The sequence below is a fragment of the Vreelandella arcis genome, from assembly GCF_900103865.1.
Lineage (GTDB): Bacteria > Pseudomonadota > Gammaproteobacteria > Pseudomonadales > Halomonadaceae > Vreelandella > Vreelandella arcis.
In genome coordinates this window covers 132938-151817 of record NZ_FNII01000008.1, presented here as the reverse complement: position 1 = coordinate 151817, position 18880 = coordinate 132938, and the positions used below count along the sequence as shown (strand labels likewise).

Sequence of the window (18880 nt, the reverse complement as noted above, 5' to 3'; positions counted from 1 at the left end):
TTTGTTGCGGCTAAAAGGCTTCCAGTGCTTCGCGATAGTCCATGAAATCCTCGCGCCGCTGCTCGATTCTCGCCAGTGCCTGGCGATCGTTTTCCTGCTCGGCAGCATCTTCGGCAATATCCAACTGGCGAATACTGCTATCCATTCGGCCGGTTAGCTGAAGGTATTCTGCCCGAGCCAAATGGCCCCAGCCATTGCGTCCGCTGCGTCCAGCGGCTTCTGCCAGTAAGTTGAACCCCTGTGGATTTTCCGGATGTTGCGCGGTGACGTCGCGCAATACATCGTAAGCCGCGTCAGGGTCGCGTTGAAGCTGCGCTTCGGCCAGTATCAGTTGGGCCGGGATGTAATCAGGCATTAAGCGCAAAAGCTGCTGACTGCGCCGGATCGCCTCATCGAAGCGCTGTGCCTCAAGGGCAACCTCGGCCGCTGAGGCGGGCAGCATCGCTAAATCAGGCTGTTGGTTGGCCAACTGGTCGAGCGTCTGAAGCGCTGTATCGACTTGCCCGGTCTTGGCATCGACCAGAGCGCTTACGTAGCGCTGCGCGGTGTCGTCGGCGTCCTCCTGTCTCAACCGAGAGAGTGCTTGCTGGGGCGACTGCTGGTGAATCTGCAGTAGTGCTCGGCCGCGAATCATGTCGTAGAGCGTATCGCTTGAGTAGCTTGCCGCAATATCCATCTGGGCGGCGCGCGATTGGGCGTCGCTCAAGCGAGATTCCGACACCGGGTGGGTCAATAAAAACTCCGGGGGGGTGCCGCCCTGGAGGCTGGTCATCCGCTGTAAGGTGCGGAACATCTGTGCCATGGCGTTAGGGTCGTACCCGGCATCGGCCATCGCCTGAAGGCCCACGCGGTCGGCTTCCTGCTCATAACGACGCGAGTAGGTTAGTTGATCCTGAATGAGGGCGGCTTGAGACCCCATGGCGGCGGCGATTCCTGCATTACCACCGCCGCCTGCCGCGATTAATAACCCTGCCAGCATTCCGGCCATCGCCGGTAGCTGTGTTTGTTCGGCGCGCGCACTGCTGCGCGCATAATGGCGTTGCGATAGATGGCCCAGCTCGTGGGCGATTACCGAGACAAACGCCCCTTCGTCTTCTGCAAAGGCAAACAAGCCGGCGTTAATGCCCACTATGCCGCCAGGAACGGCAAATGCATTGAGCGTTCGGTGGTCGACCATTACCGTGATGACATCCAGGTCGCTCAGTTGGCTATGGGGGGCTAGCCGATCAATCAGGCCGGTTAAATAATCATGGGCAATTGGATCCTGCCATTGGGGCGCGTGGGCACGGAACTGACGAAGCCAAGCTCTGCCAAGGCGATATTCCTCGCTGGTTCCCGACGAGTAGGTGCTGCCTAAACTGGGCAACTGCTGCTCGTCACTGACGGCCGGCAGGGGTAATAATAAGGTGCTGCAGGCGAGCGCTAGGGCGCGCGTCCAGCCTGTGTAGGGGATACAAAAGCGCGGCATGGCATCCTCGTTGGTGATGTAAAGCGCTAAGTAATTACTTATGACATTGATTCACGAATAGAAGTGCCGTTAAATCAACTGCGCAATGAACACTGTACAGTCTATGCAACAATGGCGGATGCGTGCAGCGTCTTTTTAAGGGGGAGTAAAATGGTAGAGCAAACGACGCACTTTCAGCCTGATAAAGTGCTCGACGCCTGTGGGCTGCACTGCCCGTTGCCGCTGTTAAAAGCCAAGCAATCACTGGCAGGACTCGCGCCGGGTCAGTTGCTGGAAGTTCGCGCCACTGATGCAGGCTCGTGGCGCGATATAGAGGCTTTCGCCGAGCAGAGCGCACACCGCTTAGAAGCCCGCGAGCAGCGCGGTGACATTTATCATTACTGGCTTCGCAAGGCCGAGGGCACGAGTTCATGACCCTGCGCACGATCCTGAAAAGCTGGGTGGAGCGCTATTTTTCGGATGAAGAAGCGCTCATCTTGCTGGCGGTGCTCATCGTGGGATTCGCTGCGGTGATTTGGTTTGGCCGTATGCTAGCGCCGTTTTTTACCGCGTTGGTGATTGCGTTTTTACTCCAGGGAGTGGTGGGTGCATTAACGCGCCGCAATGTGCCTCATTTGCTGGCCGTCATTTTAGTCTTCCTGGCGTTTCTCAGTGTGCTGCTGGCGTTGGCCTTTATTCTGATGCCGTTGATCTGGGATCAGTTGATTAGTCTGGTTCAGGAGACACCGCGGATGTTTGCCAGCGGCCAAAACTGGTTGGATGAGCTACAGGCGCGCTATCCTAACCTGATTACACCTGATCAAATGCAGAACTGGATTGGTGTGGCCAGCCGTGAAATTAGCCAGTTGGGTCAGCGCGCTTTAACGCTGTCGCTGGCGTCGTTAGGCAATATTTTATCGCTGATCATTTATTTGGTGCTGGTGCCGATTTTAGTCTTTTTTATGCTTAAAGACCGCGAGGCGCTAGTTGGCTTTACCTTATCGTTATTGCCTCAAAAGCGGGTGTTAATGTCGCGTATTTGGCGTGAAATGGACGATCAAATTGCCAACTATATTCGCGGTAAGTTTATCGAAATCATCATTGTGGGCACGGTCGCTTTCATCACGTTCTCGTTCTTTGAGCTGCCGTATACCGCATTGCTAGCGGTACTGGTGGGCTTTTCAGTACTGGTGCCTTATATCGGCGCAGCGGTGGCAACGTTGCCCGTCGCAGCGGTGGCGGGGTTCCATTTTGGCTTGAGTGATGACTTCGTCTATGTGTTAGTGGCCTACGGCATTATTCAGGCGTTGGATGGCAACGTACTTGCACCGGTGTTGTTTTCGGAAACCAACAATATCCATCCGGTATCGATCATTGTCGCGGTGTTGTTCTTTGGTGGAATATGGGGATTCTGGGGTGTGTTCTTTGCCATTCCACTGGCGACGCTGTTAAAAGCGTTGGTGCATGCGTGGCCCCGGGGATTACACGAGCGAGAAGAAAAAAGGCAGGTCGCGGTGACGAGCGACAAGTAGTGTCATTGACCGCCCCATCCGGCATGCGGATGGGGCGGAGTGGTTTACGCTGCGTTAAGCGCTTGTGCCGCGGCCAGCACTTCGTCTACATGGCCGGGGACTTTGACGCCCCGCCACGCTTGGGCTAGCTTGCCGTCGCGATCGATTAAAAAGGTGCTGCGCTCAATACCCAAGTGCTCTTTACCGTAAAGCTTCTTGAGCTTAATAACGTCGAACAGTCGGCAGACGCTTTCGTCCTTATCCGACACTAGCGTAAAGTTGAAGTCTTGCTTGGCTTTGAAGTTTTCCTGGGCGCGTAAGCCATCCCTGGAAACACCCACAATGACGGTGTTCGCCGCGTCGAAATCGGCTTTACGGTCGCGGAAATCACCGCCTTCCGTGGTACACCCCGGCGTGCTGGCTTTAGGGTAGAAATACACCACGACCTGACGGCCGCGAAGTTCGGATAATGTCAGGGTGGTATCCCCTGTCGCCGGTGCCGAAAAATCGGGGACCGGTTGGCCTTCTTCAAGTGTCATAAAGGTTCCTATTGCGTAGTGGCTTTCACAGGCGATTACACGCAAGCTTGCGTCATGTGTCAAAGGCGAAAACGTCCCAAGGTGCAAACTCGCCGTGCTTTCCGCTGTACAGGGTCGAGTCGCCTGAGTACCATTTGTCCTCTGTGGATCCCTGTTGAGATGATGGCGCGTTGCGTTAACTACCAACTGCTCCTTGTCGCGTGATACATAGAGGCTTGATTTAACCATTAGTAGGTGAGGAATAAACGGATGATCACAGGCAGCATCGTCGCCCTGGCGACGCCGATGAAAGTTAATGGCGACATCGACTGGGAGGCGCTCCGTCGCCTGGTGAACTTCCATCTCGAAAATGGCACTGATGCCATCGTGGCTGCTGGCACTACGGGTGAGCCTACGACCATGTCCTTCGCGGAACACTTTGACGTCATTCGCAGTGTGGTAGAAGAAGTGAATGGGCGCATCCCCGTCATTGCGGGTACCGGCTCGAACAACACTACCGAAGCAGTGGAACTGACCCGCTACGCCAAAGAGGTAGGCGCCGATTACTGCCTAACGGTCGCGCCTTACTACAACAAGCCAACTCAGGAAGGCTTGTTTCAGCACTTTAAGGCCACCGCCGAAGCCAGTGACCTGCCGGTCATTCTTTACAATGTACCCGGCCGCACCTGCTCGGATATCTACAACGAGACAGTGTTACGTCTTGCCGAAGTCGATAATATTATTGGCTTGAAGGACGCTACGGGTAACCTGGAGCGCGCGGAAGACCTGATCGCTCGCCTTAAAGGCAGCGATTTCATGCTGTATTCAGGTGACGATGCGACTGCCTGTGATTTCATGTTGATGGGTGGGCATGGCGATATTTCAGTGACGGCTAATGTCGCCCCCAATGCCATGCATGAGCTGTGCGTTGCGGCGGTAGCGGGAGATGCGGATAAAGCGCACCAAATTAATACGCGCTTAATGCCGCTGCATACCAATTTGGGAATCGAGTCCAATCCTATTCCGGTCAAGTGGGCGTTACATCGTATGGGCTACGCAGAGGCGGGCATCCGCTTGCCGCTAACCTGGCTTTCAGACAAATATCACGCCACGGTCAGCGAAGCCCTTCAACTCGCCGGGGTGGTTGAGGAATAATCCGCGAAATACTCTTTGCTATCTGGCGGTATGTCGTCCTCATGCGCCAGGGAACCGAACAGTCGACTTAAGGTGGCTTGATGAGCTCTGTGCTTGAAAAACGTGTGCTTAAATGGATACCGCTGGCTCTGGCAGCGGCCGTGACGCTTGCCGGTTGCGCTCGTGATGAAGGTTTTTACGATGATCGTAATTTAGATTACGTAGATGTCGAATCTGCGTCGCCATTGGTATTACCTGATACCCGTAATACCCAACGCTACCGCAATGCATTGCCGGTGCCGGAAGCTGCGAGCCAGCGCTCCCAGGGGGATGTCGCCGAGGTGCGTCCGCCTCGGCCGCTTACGGTCGGGCGTAGTGCGGATGCCGATTACGTTGAATCTCGTGAAATCGGCGATCAGCGTTGGCTGGTGGTCGCCGCCAATCCGGGTAGCGTATGGACACAGCTTGAGCGCTTTGCGCGTGTGCGCAATTTAAATGTGCAAGAAAGTCGTCCGTCTGAAGGCGTGATGCTGACCTCGCAGGCGACATTTCGTTTGCAAAGCGCGCTGCGTGACGGCAGCAGTGAAGTGCGCTGTGAACGTGGAGGCCAAAGCATGGCGAGTTGCCTTAATGCGTTGCAAGCCTACCTAAGCGATAACGCCGCCTCGCCTCAGTCGGCATCAGCCACCGCGTCTTCGTGGAATGCGCAGCGCCTGGATAACGACGAGCCGCTAGCCTTGCGTCGACAGGGAGACGCATGGGAAGTGGCGGTGCCTTATGATGCTGACCGTGTATGGGCGGAAATTCATCACTATTTGGCACAAGACTTTGATCAAGCAGGCGAGCGTGAATTACTTGCCGCTAACCCGGCTGATTACGACTTCTTGGTCGATTACTTAGCGCGTGAAGAGCGCGACCGAAGCCTACTACAGGTGGTGCTATTTACCGATGTCAGCACGCTGGCCCAAGAAGTGCGCCTTGACGTTGAGCCTCGCGGCGAACAAAGCGTGTTGCGCGCTGAGGCCACCGGCGACCAACGGTTAAGCGAAAACGCTCAGCGCGAGTTGCTTGAGCGGGTATCCGGCTATTTACGTTAACTGAAAGCCCTTTGTCTCTTTTCGGAGCTCCCATGGAAAAGCGCCAAGAACTCTACGCCGGTAAGGCAAAATCTGTATATACCACCGATGATCCGGATCTGCTGGTCATGCACTTTCGTGACGATACCAGTGCTTTTGACGGCAAGAAAAAAGAGTCGCTAGCGCGGAAAGGCATGGTGAATAACGTCTTTAACGCTTTCATCATGGAGCGATTAGAAGATGCCGGTATCCCAACGCATTTTGAGAAACAGCTTTCTGATACGGAAAGCCTGGTCAAGAAAATGCAAATGATCCCGGTGGAATGCGTAGTGCGTAATATCGCGGCGGGCGGGCTTGTGAAACGCCTGGGCGTTGAGGAAGGCATTGCCTTGACGCCGCCGACGTTTGAATTGTTCTTGAAGAACGACGACAAAGGCGACCCGATGATTAACGACTCATTGGCCGAAACCTTTGGTTGGGCGACCCCCGAGCAGCTTGCCAGGATGAAAACGCTTACCTTCAAAGTGAACCATGTACTAAAACAGTTGTTTGCCGAAGGCGATATGCTACTGGTGGATTACAAGCTTGAATTTGGCGTGTTTAACGGCAACGTGGTGCTAGGCGATGAATTCTCCCCCGATGGATGCCGCTTGTGGGATGCCAACACCCGTGAAAAGCTTGATAAAGACCGGTTCCGTCAGGGGCTTGGCGGCGTGATCGAGGCCTACGAAGAGGTGGGCCGCCGCCTGGGGATTACCTTTCCCCGTTAACGCGTAGCGTTCAATGTCTCGATAGCCACCACTTCCAACGTGGTGGCTTCGTCGTTCTGGTGCGGACGAAACTTAACGTCCACATCGCGAAGACGCACCCCGTAGACCCGTTCAGACGGCTTGCCGTGCTGATACGCGGGGCGGGGGTCTTGGCCGAGCACTTGCTCAATCAGCGCCCGTAGCGAGGCATGGTCGTCGCGCATAGCGAGTTGAGCGAGGGCCGTGGCACTGAAGTGCACCGCCAATTGGCTGGGAGGGGCAGGGGCAAAGCCTGCCTGGGCCTTGGGGAGTGCTTCAGCCCAAGGCAGATAAGGCTTAATATCCACGACGGGGGTTCCATTGACCAAGTCACAGCCGGAGAGCATTAAGCGAACGCCCTGGTGGGTATCGATGCCGCTCAGCGCCACGAGCGAAAGGCCAAGCCGGTTAGGGCGATGTGTACTGCGGCTGGCGAAGACGCCCACTTTGCGATTTCCGCCGAGCCTGGGTGGCCTAACCAAGGGTGACCAACGCTCAGGGCTTTGGTGGAATACAAAACTGATCCAGACGTGGCTGAAGGCCTCCAGGCCTCGCACGGCGAGGGGATCGTCGTAGGGTGGATGCATTACCAGCTGTGCGTTAGCCGCCGGGGCAAGCCCAGGCTGGCGGGGAACGCCAAATTTATCGGCGTAATCGCTGATCACGTAGCCAACGGGGGTCAGCGAAAAGTGCTCGCCGGGAGGGGCCTGTTGCATCACACTGCCTCATCAAAGGGAAAACCAGGTAGCCGAGTATAAAACAGCCGTGTTCTTAGCGCAGTGGCGCAGGACATGCCTTGAAAAAGAAAGCGTTAACGCCCACAAGGTGAAACATGACAGACGATCAGACTGCCAAGCCCCCGACGACTCGCGTGACCTACCGTCTGGCGCGTGCGCGGGACGCTGCCGATCAAGCGGAAGTGTTTTACCATGCCGTGATGCAAGGTGCTGCGACGCGCTACACGTTAGGGCAGCGGCGAGCTTGGGCAAGCGCCTTGCCCCGGGAGGCCAGTGCCTGGTCTGCCCGTCAAGCGCTGTATACCACCCTTGTTGCTCACTGCGATGGACGCTGCGTGGGGTTTTTAGAGCTAGATGTGCCCGATGGCCGGGTTGAAACGTTATACGTCTGGCCTTCGCTCAACGGACGGGGAATTGGCACCACGCTGCTGATTCACGCCGAAAGATGGCTGTTAGAACAAGGTGTCTCCCGCATCCAGATCGAAGCGAGCTTAACGCTTTACGAGCGGCTGCTTCGGCGCGGTTGGGATAACCTGGGCGAGCAGTGGGTAGAGCGAGGCGGTGAGCCGCTTCAGCGATTTCGTTTGCAGAAGCGGCTTAACGCTGTCGAAACTTAAGCGCGTGTCGGCTATACGGGCTCTTGGCGGGTAATGCGCATCGACAGGTCAATGGCCTGGATGTCTTTGGTCAGCGTGCCACAGGAAATACAGTTGACTCCCGTTTCGGCAATGGCGCGCAAAGTGGTGGCGTCAACATTGCCCGAGGCTTCAAGCGTTGCGTTACCGGCTGTCAGCTCAACCGCCTTACGCAGTTCATCCAAGCTAAAGTTATCCAGCATGATGGTATCCGCCTTAGCCGCCAGGGCTTGCTCAAGCTCGTCAAAGTTCTCGACTTCTACTTCAACGGGAAGCTCGGCGGCCAGTTTGCGTGCCTGCTTTACCGCGGCCTGAATCCCGCCACACGCGGCGATATGGTTCTCTTTAATGAGAAAGGCATCCCAGAGCCCAATGCGGTGGTTATGGCCGCCGCCACAGGTTACTGCGTATTTTTGGGCCAGCCGCATGCCAGGCAGTGTCTTACGGGTATCCAATAAGCGCACGCCGGTGTCGGCGATAAGATCCACGTAAGTCCGCGTGGCCGTTGCGGTGGCCGATAAGGTTTGCAGCACGTTGAGCGCGGCGCGCTCTCCGGTTAATAGACTGCGTGCGGGCCCCTCCAAGGTGAGGAAGCACTGGTCGGCGTCCAGCCGGTCACCGTCGGCGGCGTGCCAATGCAGCGCGACGCGGCCATCCAAACGGCGAAAAATATCGTCGACCCAGGCCACACCGCAAAGCACGGCAGGCACCCGAGTGATAACCTCGGCCGTTGCCCATTGCTTATCGGGGATCAATTCGGCCGTAATATCACCAGGGCCCATGTCTTCGGCGAGCAAGCGGGCAGCGCTGGAACGGATTTCTTCGGCAAGTGCGGTTTGATAATGCATAGCGGTCAATTCTCTGGGCGTTTGCGTCGATGCCCGGCATTATAGTGAAAGACTGCGCCAACGTAGAGGAGTCCTTCGCGTGATTGACCGACAATCTTCCCCTGGCCGCTGGCAAACCGCACGCCAGGTGGCTTCGCCGAATGCGGATCAGCGTCCCCATGATGAGGTATCGCTACTGTTGATCCACGCGATTAGCTTACCGCCCGGTCAGTTTCATGGCCCCGCGATTGAAGCCTTGTTCACTAATCAGCTGGATCCAGAGGCAGACCCTTATTTTGCGGCCATTGCCCATTTACGGGTGTCAGCCCACTTGTTAATTCGCCGCGATGGCGAGTGCGTTCAGTTTGTCGATACTGATCAGCGCGCATGGCACGCGGGTCGATCTCGCTGGTGGGATCCGCGCGAGGCTTGCTGGCGGCAGGCACTCAATGACTTCTCGGTAGGCATTGAAATGGAAGGGGACGATTTGACCCCCTTTACCAAAGCTCAGTATGTCACGTTGGCGAAGGCGGTTGAGTGGCTCAAGACGCGTTACCCTGCAATCACCCAAGCCCGCATGACAAGTCACGCACGGGTGGCACCACTGCGCAAAACAGACCCAGGGCCAGCCTTCGATTGGGCGTATTTGTACCAGCGGTTAGCTGCCTTGAACACTAGCTAAGTGGCGGTGATTGAAGACAATAAAACGGTAGTTTGACTACATTGAGTTACCCCTTGGTCGCGTTATTCAATGCCTCAGAAAAGTCTTATGCTGCGGTGCAATAGATTGTTTTCGATAGCCTTTTTGGTCTCGCTGGAATTGGCAGCGTGGCGACTTTGCGGTATCTTCATCTGTACAAAAGGCTAACTTTCACAACATTTATGTAGCTTTACTACATTCAAAAACGCGTAGCTTATTGAATGTAGAACGAAAACCCCCTGCATGGCACCTCGGTGCCGGCAACTACTTGCCTGTGGTGGCGTTACACTGCAGCCGCCCCAGGCCCAAAGGGTTAGCGGGGCTCATCGTCATTTATTGTCATTCGGAGAGACCTCTATGAGTCTGGAGTCAAGAGAAGATCTCGATCCGGTCGAAACTACGGAATGGATAGATTCCTTGGAATCGGTGTTGGATCGTGAGGGCGAAGATCGTGCCCGCTACCTGATGACCCGCTTGGCGGATCGCCTGCGCCGGGACGGGATGAGGGTGCCCTTCTCGGTGACAACCCCGCACCGCAATACGATTCCGGTTCATCGCGAAGCGCCTATGCCCGGCGACTTGTTCATGGAGCGTCGCATTCGCTCTTTGATTCGTTACAACGCCATTGCCCAGGTCATTCGCAACAACCGCGCCAAGCCGGGGCTGGGGGGGCACATTGCCAGCTTTATGTCGTCGGCGACGCTTTACGATGTGGGCTTTAACCACTTCTTCCGCGCGCCCCAGGGCGACTTTGAAGGCGACCTGGTATACATCCAGGGCCACGTGGCACCGGGCATTTACGCGCGCTCCTACCTGGAAGGCCGTCTGAGCGAAGCGCAGATGGATAAATTCCGCCAGGAAGTCGATGGCGATGGCCTGTCGTCTTACCCGCACCCGTGGCTGATGCCGGATTACTGGCAGTTCCCCACGGTGTCCATGGGGCTAGGCCCGATCCAGGCGATCTACCAGGCTCACGTGATGAAGTACCTGCATCACCGCGAGCTGAAAGACATGTACGACCGTAAGATCTGGTGCTTTATGGGTGACGGCGAGTGCGACGAGCCGGAATCCCTGGGCGCTATTTCCCTGGCTGGTCGCGAAAACCTCGACAACCTGATCTTCGTGATTAACTGCAACCTGCAGCGCTTAGACGGCCCTGTACGGGGTAACTCGCGGGTAATGGACGAGTTTGAAGGCGTTTTCCGCGGCGCGGGCTGGAACGTCATTAAAGTTGTTTGGGGCCGCCACTGGGATCCGCTGTTCGAGAAGGATAATAAAGGCGTCCTGCAAAAACGCATGGATGAAGCGGTCGACGGCGAGTATCAGAACTATAAAGCCAACGGTGGCGCGTACACTCGCGAGCACTTCTTTGGCAAATATCCCGAAACGGAGGCGATGGTCAACGACCTCTCCGACGAGGATATCTGGAAGCTCAACCGCGGTGGCCACGATCCGTTTAAGGTCTATGCGGCTTACAACGAAGCGGTGAATACCTCAAACGGCAAGCCCACGGTGATTCTGGCGCATACCGTTAAAGGCTACGGTATGGGTAGCGGCGATGGCGAAGCGGCTAACGAAGCGCACCAGGTCAAGAGCATGGAACACGAAGCGCTGAAGACTTTCCGCGATCGTTTCGGCATTCCATTGACCGATGAGCAGCTCAAGGATGTGCCGTATTACAAGCCGGAAGACGATTCGCCCGAGCTTAAGTACATGCACCTGCAGCGTGAGCGTTTGGGTGGCTACCTGCCTAAACGGCGTAGTAGTTTTGATGCGCTGGAAATTCCTACGTTGGAAGACAAAGCCTTTGCCTCGCAAATGGGCGGCTCCAAAGGGCGCGAAGTGTCGACCACGATGGCGTTTGTGCGCGTACTCAACGGGCTGGTCAAAGACAAGAAAATCGGTAAAAAAGTCGTGCCGATCATTCCTGATGAAGCACGTACTTTCGGCATGGAAGGCATGTTCCGTCAGCTAGGGATCTACACCTCTGAAGGTCAGAAGTATGAGCCGGTCGATAAAGGCCAGATCATGTTCTACCGTGAAGACCAGAAGGGGCAGATTCTCGAAGAGGGCATTTCTGAGGCAGGGGCGATGTCGGCGTGGATTGCTGCCGCTACCTCCTACAGCAATAACAACGTCACGCTGCTGCCATTTTACGTCTATTACTCGATGTTCGGCTTTCAGCGGATTGGCGATTTGGCCTGGGCGGCAGGTGATCTTCAGGCGCGTGGCTTTATGGTTGGCGGCACGGCAGGCCGCACCACGCTTAACGGCGAAGGTCTGCAGCACCAGGATGGCCACAGCCTGATTCAGGCATCGACCATTCCCAACTGCCGGAGCTATGACCCGACCTATGCCCACGAAGTCGCGGTGATTCTCCAGGATGGCCTGAAGCGCATGTTCACCGACAAGGAGAACTGCTTCTATTACCTCACGGTCATGAACGAGAACTACGAGCATCCAGAGCTTGAAAACGTGCCCACTGAGGACATCGTCAAAGGCATGTACCTGCTCCGCGAAACTAAGGGTAAAAAGGGCCGCGTCCAGCTGATGGGCTCTGGCACGATCCTGCGCGAAGTTGAGCATGCCGCCGAGCTGCTGGAAAACGACTGGGGTGTCGGTGCTGATATCTGGAGTGTGACCAGCTTCAACGAGCTGCGCCGTGAAGCGCTAATGCTGGAACGTGAGGCCTTCTTAAGCCCGGATGCCGACGCCAACAAGCCCCATGTAACGAAATGCCTGGAAGGCCGTGAAGGGCCGGTTATTGCGTCTACCGACTATATGAAGCTTTACGCTGACCAGGTGCGCGCTTGGGTGCCGAGTGAGTACACAGTGCTGGGTACGGACGGCTTTGGTCGTTCGGACACCCGCGAGAAGCTGCGTTACTTCTTCGAGGTAGACCGTTACTTCGTGACCGTCGCGGCGCTGCGCGCGTTGGCTGATCGTGGTGACATTGATCGCAAGCACGTCGGCGAAGCGTTGAAGAAATACGGCATTGATGCCAACAAGCCGAACCCGCTGACCAGCTGATCCGCTGCCCGGCGGGCAATGCCCGCCGGCTCGATCCGATTTTAAAGGAGCGCGACCTTGAGTAGCGAAATCATCAAAGTTCCCGACATTGGTGGCGATACCGATGTCGAAATCATCGAGATTGCGGTGTCGGAAGGCGATGTCATTGAAGCGGAAGACACCCTAATCACGCTTGAATCCGATAAAGCCAGTATGGACGTCCCCGCCCCGAAAGGCGGAAAGGTTCTCAAAGTACTGGTCAAAGAAGGCGATAGCGTCTCCGAAGGCGACGATATCGTTGAGCTGGAAGTCGAAGGCGGCGGCGAAACGAGTAGCGAAGAAAGCTCGTCTGATAGCCAGCCCGAAGAGGCCCCAGCGAAACAAGAAAAGCCTAAAGAAGAAAAACCGCAAGAGCAGAAGCCCGCGGCTAAAAAGTCAGCCGGTGGTAAGCAGACGGTTGATATCAAAGTACCGGATCTGGGTGGCGATGACGGCGTTGAAATTATCGAAGTCGCGGTTAGCGAAGGCGATGAGGTCGAGGCTGAAGATACGCTGATTACCCTGGAGTCTGATAAAGCCTCCATGGATGTGCCCAGCCCCTACAGCGGCAAAATTGTTAGCTTCACCGCCAAAGAAGGCGACAGCGTTTCCGAAGGCGATGTGATCGGCCAGATGGAGATCGCTGGCGACGACGGTGGCGACAGCGATGACGCGCCGGCAGAGCAAGCCTCTAGCCAAGCCAGCAGCGAGCCGGAAGAGGCGGCTGATGGCGATGAGCAAGAAGAAGCCGCTAGCGGCGAACCGGAGCGCAAAGAGATTCGCGTACCGGATCTATCTGGCTCATCAGATGTGCCGATTATTGAAATCGGTGTGGCGGCAGGCGATGAGGTCAACGAAGAAGACCCGCTGATCACTTTAGAGTCCGACAAAGCCTCTATGGACGTGCCCAGCCCCTACAAGGGTAAGCTCCTGGAGCTAACCGTTAAAGAGGGTGACACCGTCTCTGAAGGCGATGTGATTGGCTATATCGAAGTGGCCTCGGCCGGTGGCGCGAAAAAAGCGGCACCCAAAAAGGCCGCGCCAGAAAAAGCCTCTCAGAGCAGTGCGAGTCAGCCTAGCGCCAAGCCCGCCGAGGCATCGGCCGGAACGCCGAGTCCTGAAGCGCAGATGGCGTCGCACAAGCCGCGTGATGGCAAGTTGGTTCACGCAGGTCCTGCGGTGCGGATGCTGGCACGCGAACTCGGCGTGGATCTGGGTCTTGTTAAGCCCAGCGGACCGAAGGACCGGGTGCTGAAAGAAGACGTTCAGGCTTACGTTAAGCAGGCCATTGCCAGTCAGGGCAAGGCCCAGGCAGGTGCTGCCCCCGCCGCAACCGGCGGAGCAGGCATTCCACCGATCCCGGAAGTCGACTTCAGCCAGTTTGGCGAGGTCGAAGAAAAGCCGATGGGCCGTCTGCTCAAGATGGGCGCGACCAACCTGCATCGCAGTTGGCTCAACGTACCCCACGTCACTCAGTTTGACGAAGCGGACATTACCGAGCTTGAGGACTTCCGCAAGGCAATGAAAGCCGAAGTGGAAGCCCAGGGCGCTAAGCTGACGCCGCTGCCGTTTATGGTAAAAGCCTGTGCGTTTGCGCTGCGTAAATTCCCGCAGTTCAATGTCAGCTTGAAGGGCGATGGCGAAACCCTGGTATGGAAGAACTACGTCCATATCGGTATCGCCGTGGATACACCTGAGGGCTTGATGGTGCCGGTGGTGCGTAACGCCGATCAAAAATCCCTGGTTGAAATTGCCAAGGAAATGGCCGAGCTGGGTAAAAAAGCGCAGACCAAAAAGCTCAAGCGTGATGAGATGACCGGCGGCTGCTTTACCATTTCGAGCCTTGGTTCGATTGGTGGAACGGCCTTTACACCGATCGTCAACGCGCCGGAAGTGGCGATTCTTGGGGTTTCTAAGTCGCAGATAAAACCTGTCTGGGACGGCAGCGCCTTCCAGCCGCGCTTAATGATGCCGCTGTCGCTCTCCTATGATCACCGCGCGATTAACGGAGCGGATGCAGCACGCTTCACCGCCTTCCTCGCGGATGCGCTGACCGATATCCGTCGTTTACTGCTTTAAGTGACAACGAACGGTCTTGCTAGCGGCGCCCGAAAGGGCGCCGCTTGTGTTTGGGGTCACTAGAGGTTGAATAAGAGGACGACCAAAGTACGAGGCGGGCGTCATTTAGCTGTTTTTACTTAAAAAAAATGCCTTCAGAGCAGTGCTTTCAGGCTTTTGGAGAGTTGTGTCGCCTGAAAGGCACGGTTATTGTCGGTTAACTGATTTATTGTATTTATATTACCAAGGAGCAGTGCCATGCGTTTAATCCTGTTGGGTGCCCCCGGGGCGGGGAAGGGGACTCAAGCAAAATTTATCTGCGAGCAGTATAAAATCCCCCAGATTTCTACCGGGGACATGCTACGCGCGGCGATCAAGGACGGCAGCGAACTGGGCCTCAAAGTTAAAGAAATCATGAACACCGGTGGTCTGGTGTCGGACGATATCATCATCGACTTGGTCAAAGAGCGTATCAGCCAGCCCGACTGCGAAAATGGCTTTCTGTTCGATGGCTTCCCGCGCACTATTCCTCAGGCGGACGCCATGAAAGAAGGCGGTGTTAAGCTCGATCACGTACTGGAAATTGCCGTGCCCGACGAGGAGATTGTCGAGCGTTTGGCCGGTCGGCGCGTGCACCCGGCATCGGGTCGGGTTTACCACGTTGAGCATAATCCACCCAAAGAACCGGGCAAGGATGACGTGACCGGCGAAGCGCTGATTCAGCGCGAAGACGATCAAGAGTCCACCGTGCGCAATCGCTTGGCCGTCTACCACGATCAAACGGCGCCGCTGGTAGACTACTACCAGCAGTGGGCCAAAGAAGACCCCGCAGCCGCCCCGCAATACCATCGCGTTGAAGGGGTTGGCAGCGTTGATGACATTACCCGCCAGGTGAAAAACGCACTGAGTTAAGCCCTCTTTAGGGTTGAACTGCGAATACGCGATGGCCCGCCAACAGCGGGCCATCGTTGTTTGGGCATGGCAAAGGTACAATGCTAATTATTTCTTACGAGTGCTGAATCGTTATGTCGCTATATCTTCTCGCCCTTGATGCGTCATCCAGTGCCTGTTCGACGGCGTTGCTGCGCCAGGACAATGGCCACAGCGAGTGCGTGGCGCGCTTTGAAATGACCCCGCGAGGGCACACGCGGCGGCTGTTGCCGATGGTCGATGACGTATTGGCTGACGCCCAGGTCACGACCAGTCAACTCGATGCTATCGCCTTTGGCCGTGGCCCGGGCGCATTTACCGGTTTGCGCATCGCAGCGGGCGCGGCCCAGGGCTTAGCATTCGGATTGAACCGCCCGTTGCTGGGTATTTCCACGCTCGAAGCGCTTGCCCTTCAAGGGCATCGCCGCTATCACCTGCGGCATGTGGTGACCGCGCTGGATGCCCGCATGGGGGAGGTTTATGTAGCCACATGGCACTGTTTAAAGGACACCATACGTCGACAAGACGAGGAAGCCGTTATGGCGCCGGATAAGGTGATCCTGCCAGACGATGAAACCGATTGGGTGGGGGTGGGCTCAGGGTTTACGCTCTGGGAGCAGTTCAATACGCCGTTGCAGGCCGCCATGACGCACCATTTGAGCGACCTTGAACCGCGTGCCGAAGAGATGGTTTGGCTGGCGGCTCGGGACTATGCCGCCGGATTAGGGCAAGCCGCCCATGCCGTTCAACCGGTTTACCTGCGCAACCAAGTGGCGTGGAAGAAGCCTGCATGAGCGTGCCCGATGTCGGCGCACTACCCTTAGGGTTAACGCTAGCCTACCACGATGGACAGCTAATGCTGCAAGGAGACGAGCGGCAGTTTGGCAACCCGCTCAGTGTTGATTTTGTCACGGGACGGGCGGCTCATCGGCGCCAATTTGGCGGCGGGCGCGGACAGCTAATCGCCAAAGCCTGCGGACTGAGTAAAGGCATTAGCCCTCACGTGGTCGACGCCACCGCCGGGTTGGGGCGCGATGCTTTTGTGCTCGCCAGCCTTGGCTCACCGGTGCTGTTGATCGAGCGTGTGCCAGCGATTGCTGCACTGCTAGCCGATGGGCTGGCACGCGCGGCCAAGGCCGACGCCACTGCTCCGATTGCCGCACGCATGACCCTGCGCCATGGGGATGCTGCCCAGGCACTGGGGGCGCTGGTGGCTGACGCTGGTTTTGAGCCTCAGGTGATCCATCTTGACCCGATGTTCCCGCACCGCGAAAAATCGGCGCTGGTCAAAAAGGAAATGCGTTTGTTTCGTGAACTGGCCGGGGATGACGACGACGCACCGCGTCTACTGGAAGCCGCCTTGGACGTAGCGACGCATCGGGTGGTGGTAAAGCGCCCACGCAAAGCGCCGCCGATTAACGGGCCTGCGCCCCACCACACCCTGGAAGGCAAAACCAGCCGGTACGATATGTATGTACATCGCGCCCTGACCCGCTAACCCTATCAAGGAGTCCTTATGCAGCCCGTGTGGCGTGAGGGCAATCGCTTTACGTTGCTTCCCGAGGCCTCGCGCTTTTTGCCGGCGATGTTCGAGGCTATCCACCATGCGCAGTATTATGTGCTGGTGGAGCTCTATTTAATGGAGACGGGGACATTGGCCAGTCAAGTTAGCGATGCATTGATCGGTACTGCCGAGCGGGGCGTGCCGGTGTGCTTGCTATTAGACGGTTTTGGCTCCATGGGATTGTCCAACGCAGACCGCCAGCGTCTGACGCAAGCGGGCGTGCAGTTGCGCTTTTTTAACCCACTGGGCTTTCATTCCCTGGCGCGCAATTTGAGCCGGGATCACCGCAAAATCGTGGTAGTGGATGGCGAGGTTGCGTTCACCGGCGGATTTGGCGCGGTCGACGAATTTTTAAGCGCTTGGTATGAAGTTGCCCTGCGGGCTGATGGGCCGGTGGTGGCCGACTGGGAAGCCCTGTTCAGGCGGCTGTGGCGCTCCAAATTGACGCAGGCTGATCAAAGGCAAGCGCGCCGCCAACCGTTACCTGTCTCGCGCACGCCGCCCCCGTTTAATGACGGCGTACGCGGGCGGGTGATGCCGGCAAGGGGCTATCGCTACCAGGCGATTCGTTATTCGCTGCACCAACGCGTGGGGTTGGCCCAGAAGCAACTGTGGCTGTGCACGCCCTATTTTGTGCCCACGTTTCGATTACGCTGGCGGTTGGCGCGTGCTGCTAAGCGTGGCGTCGATGTGCGGCTGTTGCTACCCGGTGCTAAACACGATCATCCCAGCGTGCGTTATGCGGGGCAGCGGTTTTATCAGGCGATGCTCAAAGCCGGGGTGCGTATTTTTGAATTTCAACCGACATTTATTCATGCCAAATTTGTGCTGGCCGATGAGTGGGTGAGTATCGGTTCATGTAATTTCGATCACTGGAACCTGCATTGGAATTTAGAAGCCAATCAGGAAGTCGATGATCCGCACTTCGCTAAGGAAGTGCGCGACCTGTTTGAGCGTAACTTTGTCACCAGTGACGAAGTAGATGCCGCCGCTTGGGCGGCTCGGCCATGGCCGCAACGTGTTAAAGAGTGGCTATTCGGCACGCTAGATGGGTTGATAACCCGGCTTAAATAACCCTAGGCTCTATCTGAAAACTGGCTGCGCTCGACCATACGGCGTTAAAAATCGGCTCAAAGTACTCATTTACACTACGTAAACTCCGTCTTTTCGCCGATTTTTGCCTTGTCTGGCCTTCGCTCGCCGACTTTTCAGACAAAGCCTAACGTTTTTTGCCTTTGGCGGGCGTTTTCTTACGCGGCTTGGGTTTGGTAGTTTCTGGTGGCACGCGATAGTGCAGATACAGGTCGAGCACCAGCTCCGGCAGCTGGGCTACAAGAGCTTCTTGGCGCTGTAAGTCGCCCACCATGTCGGCCATGTCGGGTTCGTCGTCGAATAGCCCCGACAGCAACATAAAGGGCAATAGCAGCGTGGCAGCGGTTTCTTCATCGTCTTGAAACCAAGCGCTTTCGTCGCAGAACACGCCTTCCATGAACCCGGCGCACCAGTCACCGATGGGCGTTTCTTCGGCGGGCATGCCGTCAAGGGTCAGCTCGAAAGGTAGCTCGGGCAGTCCACCTTGTTCCAACACGGCCATGGCGTTATCGCGTAACCGGCTCAGTAGCTGGATAATGTCATCGCGCTGGGTATCATCGACGTAGCGTGGTTCGCCATGAAATAGCTCGGCGAGCCACTGAGCGGGGGGAACCTCGCTAGGGCCGACGGCTAGCGCTACGAGAAACCCATGCGCCGAAATCAGGTCGAGGGCATCTTCATCGACCTGCTCGGAAGCGAGGAAATCGTCCAGCCTGTCGAGCTGCTCGTCGTCAAGCAGCGGCTGTGGTGGGTTGGAGTCTTCGGGAGTTTGGGGGGGCGCTGGCATAAGAGCCTCGTCAATAAGCATCGGATAC

18 protein-coding genes are annotated in these 18880 nt (G+C 56.7%); 13 read left to right on the top strand and 5 right to left on the bottom strand.

What is annotated here, in order from left to right; translation table 11 throughout:
• Positions 1–10: 10 nt before the first annotated feature.
• The gene (locus tag BLR97_RS11455) at positions 11–1468 is read right to left on the bottom strand and encodes a M48 family metalloprotease (RefSeq protein ID WP_089706576.1); all 1458 of its coding nucleotides are present in this window, start codon (positions 1466–1468) and stop codon (positions 11–13) included.
• 150 nt (positions 1469–1618) lie between these two features.
• Between BLR97_RS11455 and BLR97_RS11450 the strand changes: the two genes are divergently transcribed.
• Together BLR97_RS11450 and BLR97_RS11445 are read left to right on the top strand one after the other, a co-directional pair.
• Positions 1619–1882: a sulfurtransferase TusA family protein gene (locus BLR97_RS11450; protein WP_089706573.1), complete on the top strand. Its 264-nt coding sequence runs from the start codon at positions 1619–1621 to the stop codon at positions 1880–1882.
• Entirely contained in the window at positions 1879–2979 is a 1101-nt protein-coding gene (locus tag BLR97_RS11445) for an AI-2E family transporter (RefSeq protein WP_089706570.1), read from the top strand. The genes BLR97_RS11450 and BLR97_RS11445 overlap by 4 nt, the downstream gene beginning before the upstream one ends.
• A gap of 44 nt (positions 2980–3023) precedes the next feature.
• Here the strand turns inward: BLR97_RS11445 and BLR97_RS11440 are convergent, their stop codons facing one another.
• Positions 3024–3497, bottom strand: a complete 474-nt coding sequence (locus BLR97_RS11440; RefSeq protein ID WP_089706567.1) for a peroxiredoxin — start codon at positions 3495–3497, stop codon at positions 3024–3026.
• 249 nt (positions 3498–3746) lie between these two features.
• Here BLR97_RS11440 and dapA point away from each other — a divergent pair, with 249 nt between their 5' ends.
• The 3 genes from dapA (at position 3747) to purC (ending at position 6456) form a co-directional block, all read left to right on the top strand.
• Entirely contained in the window at positions 3747–4631 is an 885-nt protein-coding gene (gene dapA / locus BLR97_RS11435) for a 4-hydroxy-tetrahydrodipicolinate synthase (protein ID WP_089706564.1), read from the top strand.
• Positions 4632–4711: 80 nt separating this feature from the next.
• Positions 4712–5707 (top strand): outer membrane protein assembly factor BamC, encoded by a 996-nt coding sequence (locus tag BLR97_RS11430; RefSeq protein ID WP_089706561.1) that lies wholly within the window; start codon positions 4712–4714, stop codon positions 5705–5707.
• 32 nt (positions 5708–5739) lie between these two features.
• Positions 5740–6456: a phosphoribosylaminoimidazolesuccinocarboxamide synthase gene (purC, locus tag BLR97_RS11425; RefSeq protein WP_089706558.1), complete on the top strand. Its 717-nt coding sequence runs from the start codon at positions 5740–5742 to the stop codon at positions 6454–6456.
• Here purC and tsaA read toward each other — a convergent pair.
• Entirely contained in the window at positions 6453–7190 is a 738-nt protein-coding gene (tsaA, locus tag BLR97_RS11420; protein ID WP_089706555.1) for a tRNA (N6-threonylcarbamoyladenosine(37)-N6)-methyltransferase TrmO, read from the bottom strand. The genes purC and tsaA overlap by 4 nt on opposite strands.
• Positions 7191–7306: 116 nt before the next feature.
• Here tsaA and BLR97_RS11415 point away from each other — a divergent pair, with 116 nt between their 5' ends.
• A complete protein-coding gene (locus BLR97_RS11415; RefSeq protein ID WP_089706552.1) occupies positions 7307–7828 on the top strand; it encodes a GNAT family N-acetyltransferase in 522 nt (173 codons plus the stop codon).
• A gap of 11 nt (positions 7829–7839) precedes the next feature.
• Here the strand turns inward: BLR97_RS11415 and nadC are convergent, their stop codons facing one another.
• Entirely contained in the window at positions 7840–8694 is an 855-nt protein-coding gene (nadC, locus tag BLR97_RS11410) for a carboxylating nicotinate-nucleotide diphosphorylase (protein ID WP_089706547.1), read from the bottom strand.
• Between the two features lie 82 nt (positions 8695–8776).
• On the opposite strand from nadC, the gene ampD reads away from it, so the two are divergent.
• From ampD to BLR97_RS11375, 7 genes are all read left to right on the top strand, one after another.
• Complete coding sequence (gene ampD / locus BLR97_RS11405; RefSeq protein WP_089706736.1) at positions 8777–9355, top strand: 1,6-anhydro-N-acetylmuramyl-L-alanine amidase AmpD; 579 nt, start codon at positions 8777–8779, stop codon at positions 9353–9355.
• 375 nt (positions 9356–9730) lie between these two features.
• Positions 9731–12403, top strand: coding sequence for a pyruvate dehydrogenase (acetyl-transferring), homodimeric type (gene aceE / locus BLR97_RS11400; protein ID WP_089706545.1), 2673 nt, complete (start codon positions 9731–9733; stop codon positions 12401–12403).
• Positions 12404–12460: 57 nt separating this feature from the next.
• Positions 12461–14500, top strand: coding sequence for a pyruvate dehydrogenase complex dihydrolipoyllysine-residue acetyltransferase (gene aceF / locus BLR97_RS11395; RefSeq protein ID WP_089706543.1), 2040 nt, complete (start codon positions 12461–12463; stop codon positions 14498–14500).
• Between the two features lie 237 nt (positions 14501–14737).
• Positions 14738–15391, top strand: a complete 654-nt coding sequence (gene adk / locus BLR97_RS11390; protein WP_089706541.1) for an adenylate kinase — start codon at positions 14738–14740, stop codon at positions 15389–15391.
• 113 nt (positions 15392–15504) lie between these two features.
• Positions 15505–16203, top strand: a complete 699-nt coding sequence (gene tsaB / locus BLR97_RS11385) for a tRNA (adenosine(37)-N6)-threonylcarbamoyltransferase complex dimerization subunit type 1 TsaB (protein WP_089706539.1) — start codon at positions 15505–15507, stop codon at positions 16201–16203.
• The gene (locus tag BLR97_RS11380; RefSeq protein ID WP_089706537.1) at positions 16200–16907 is read left to right on the top strand and encodes a class I SAM-dependent methyltransferase; all 708 of its coding nucleotides are present in this window, start codon (positions 16200–16202) and stop codon (positions 16905–16907) included. The genes tsaB and BLR97_RS11380 overlap by 4 nt, the downstream gene beginning before the upstream one ends.
• 18 nt (positions 16908–16925) lie before the next feature.
• Positions 16926–18047, top strand: coding sequence for a phospholipase D-like domain-containing protein (locus tag BLR97_RS11375; RefSeq protein WP_089706535.1), 1122 nt, complete (start codon positions 16926–16928; stop codon positions 18045–18047).
• Between the two features lie 145 nt (positions 18048–18192).
• On the opposite strand, the gene BLR97_RS11370 is transcribed toward BLR97_RS11375, so the two are convergent.
• Positions 18193–18852: a YecA/YgfB family protein gene (locus tag BLR97_RS11370; protein WP_089706532.1), complete on the bottom strand. Its 660-nt coding sequence runs from the start codon at positions 18850–18852 to the stop codon at positions 18193–18195.
• Positions 18853–18880: the final 28 nt, after the last annotated feature.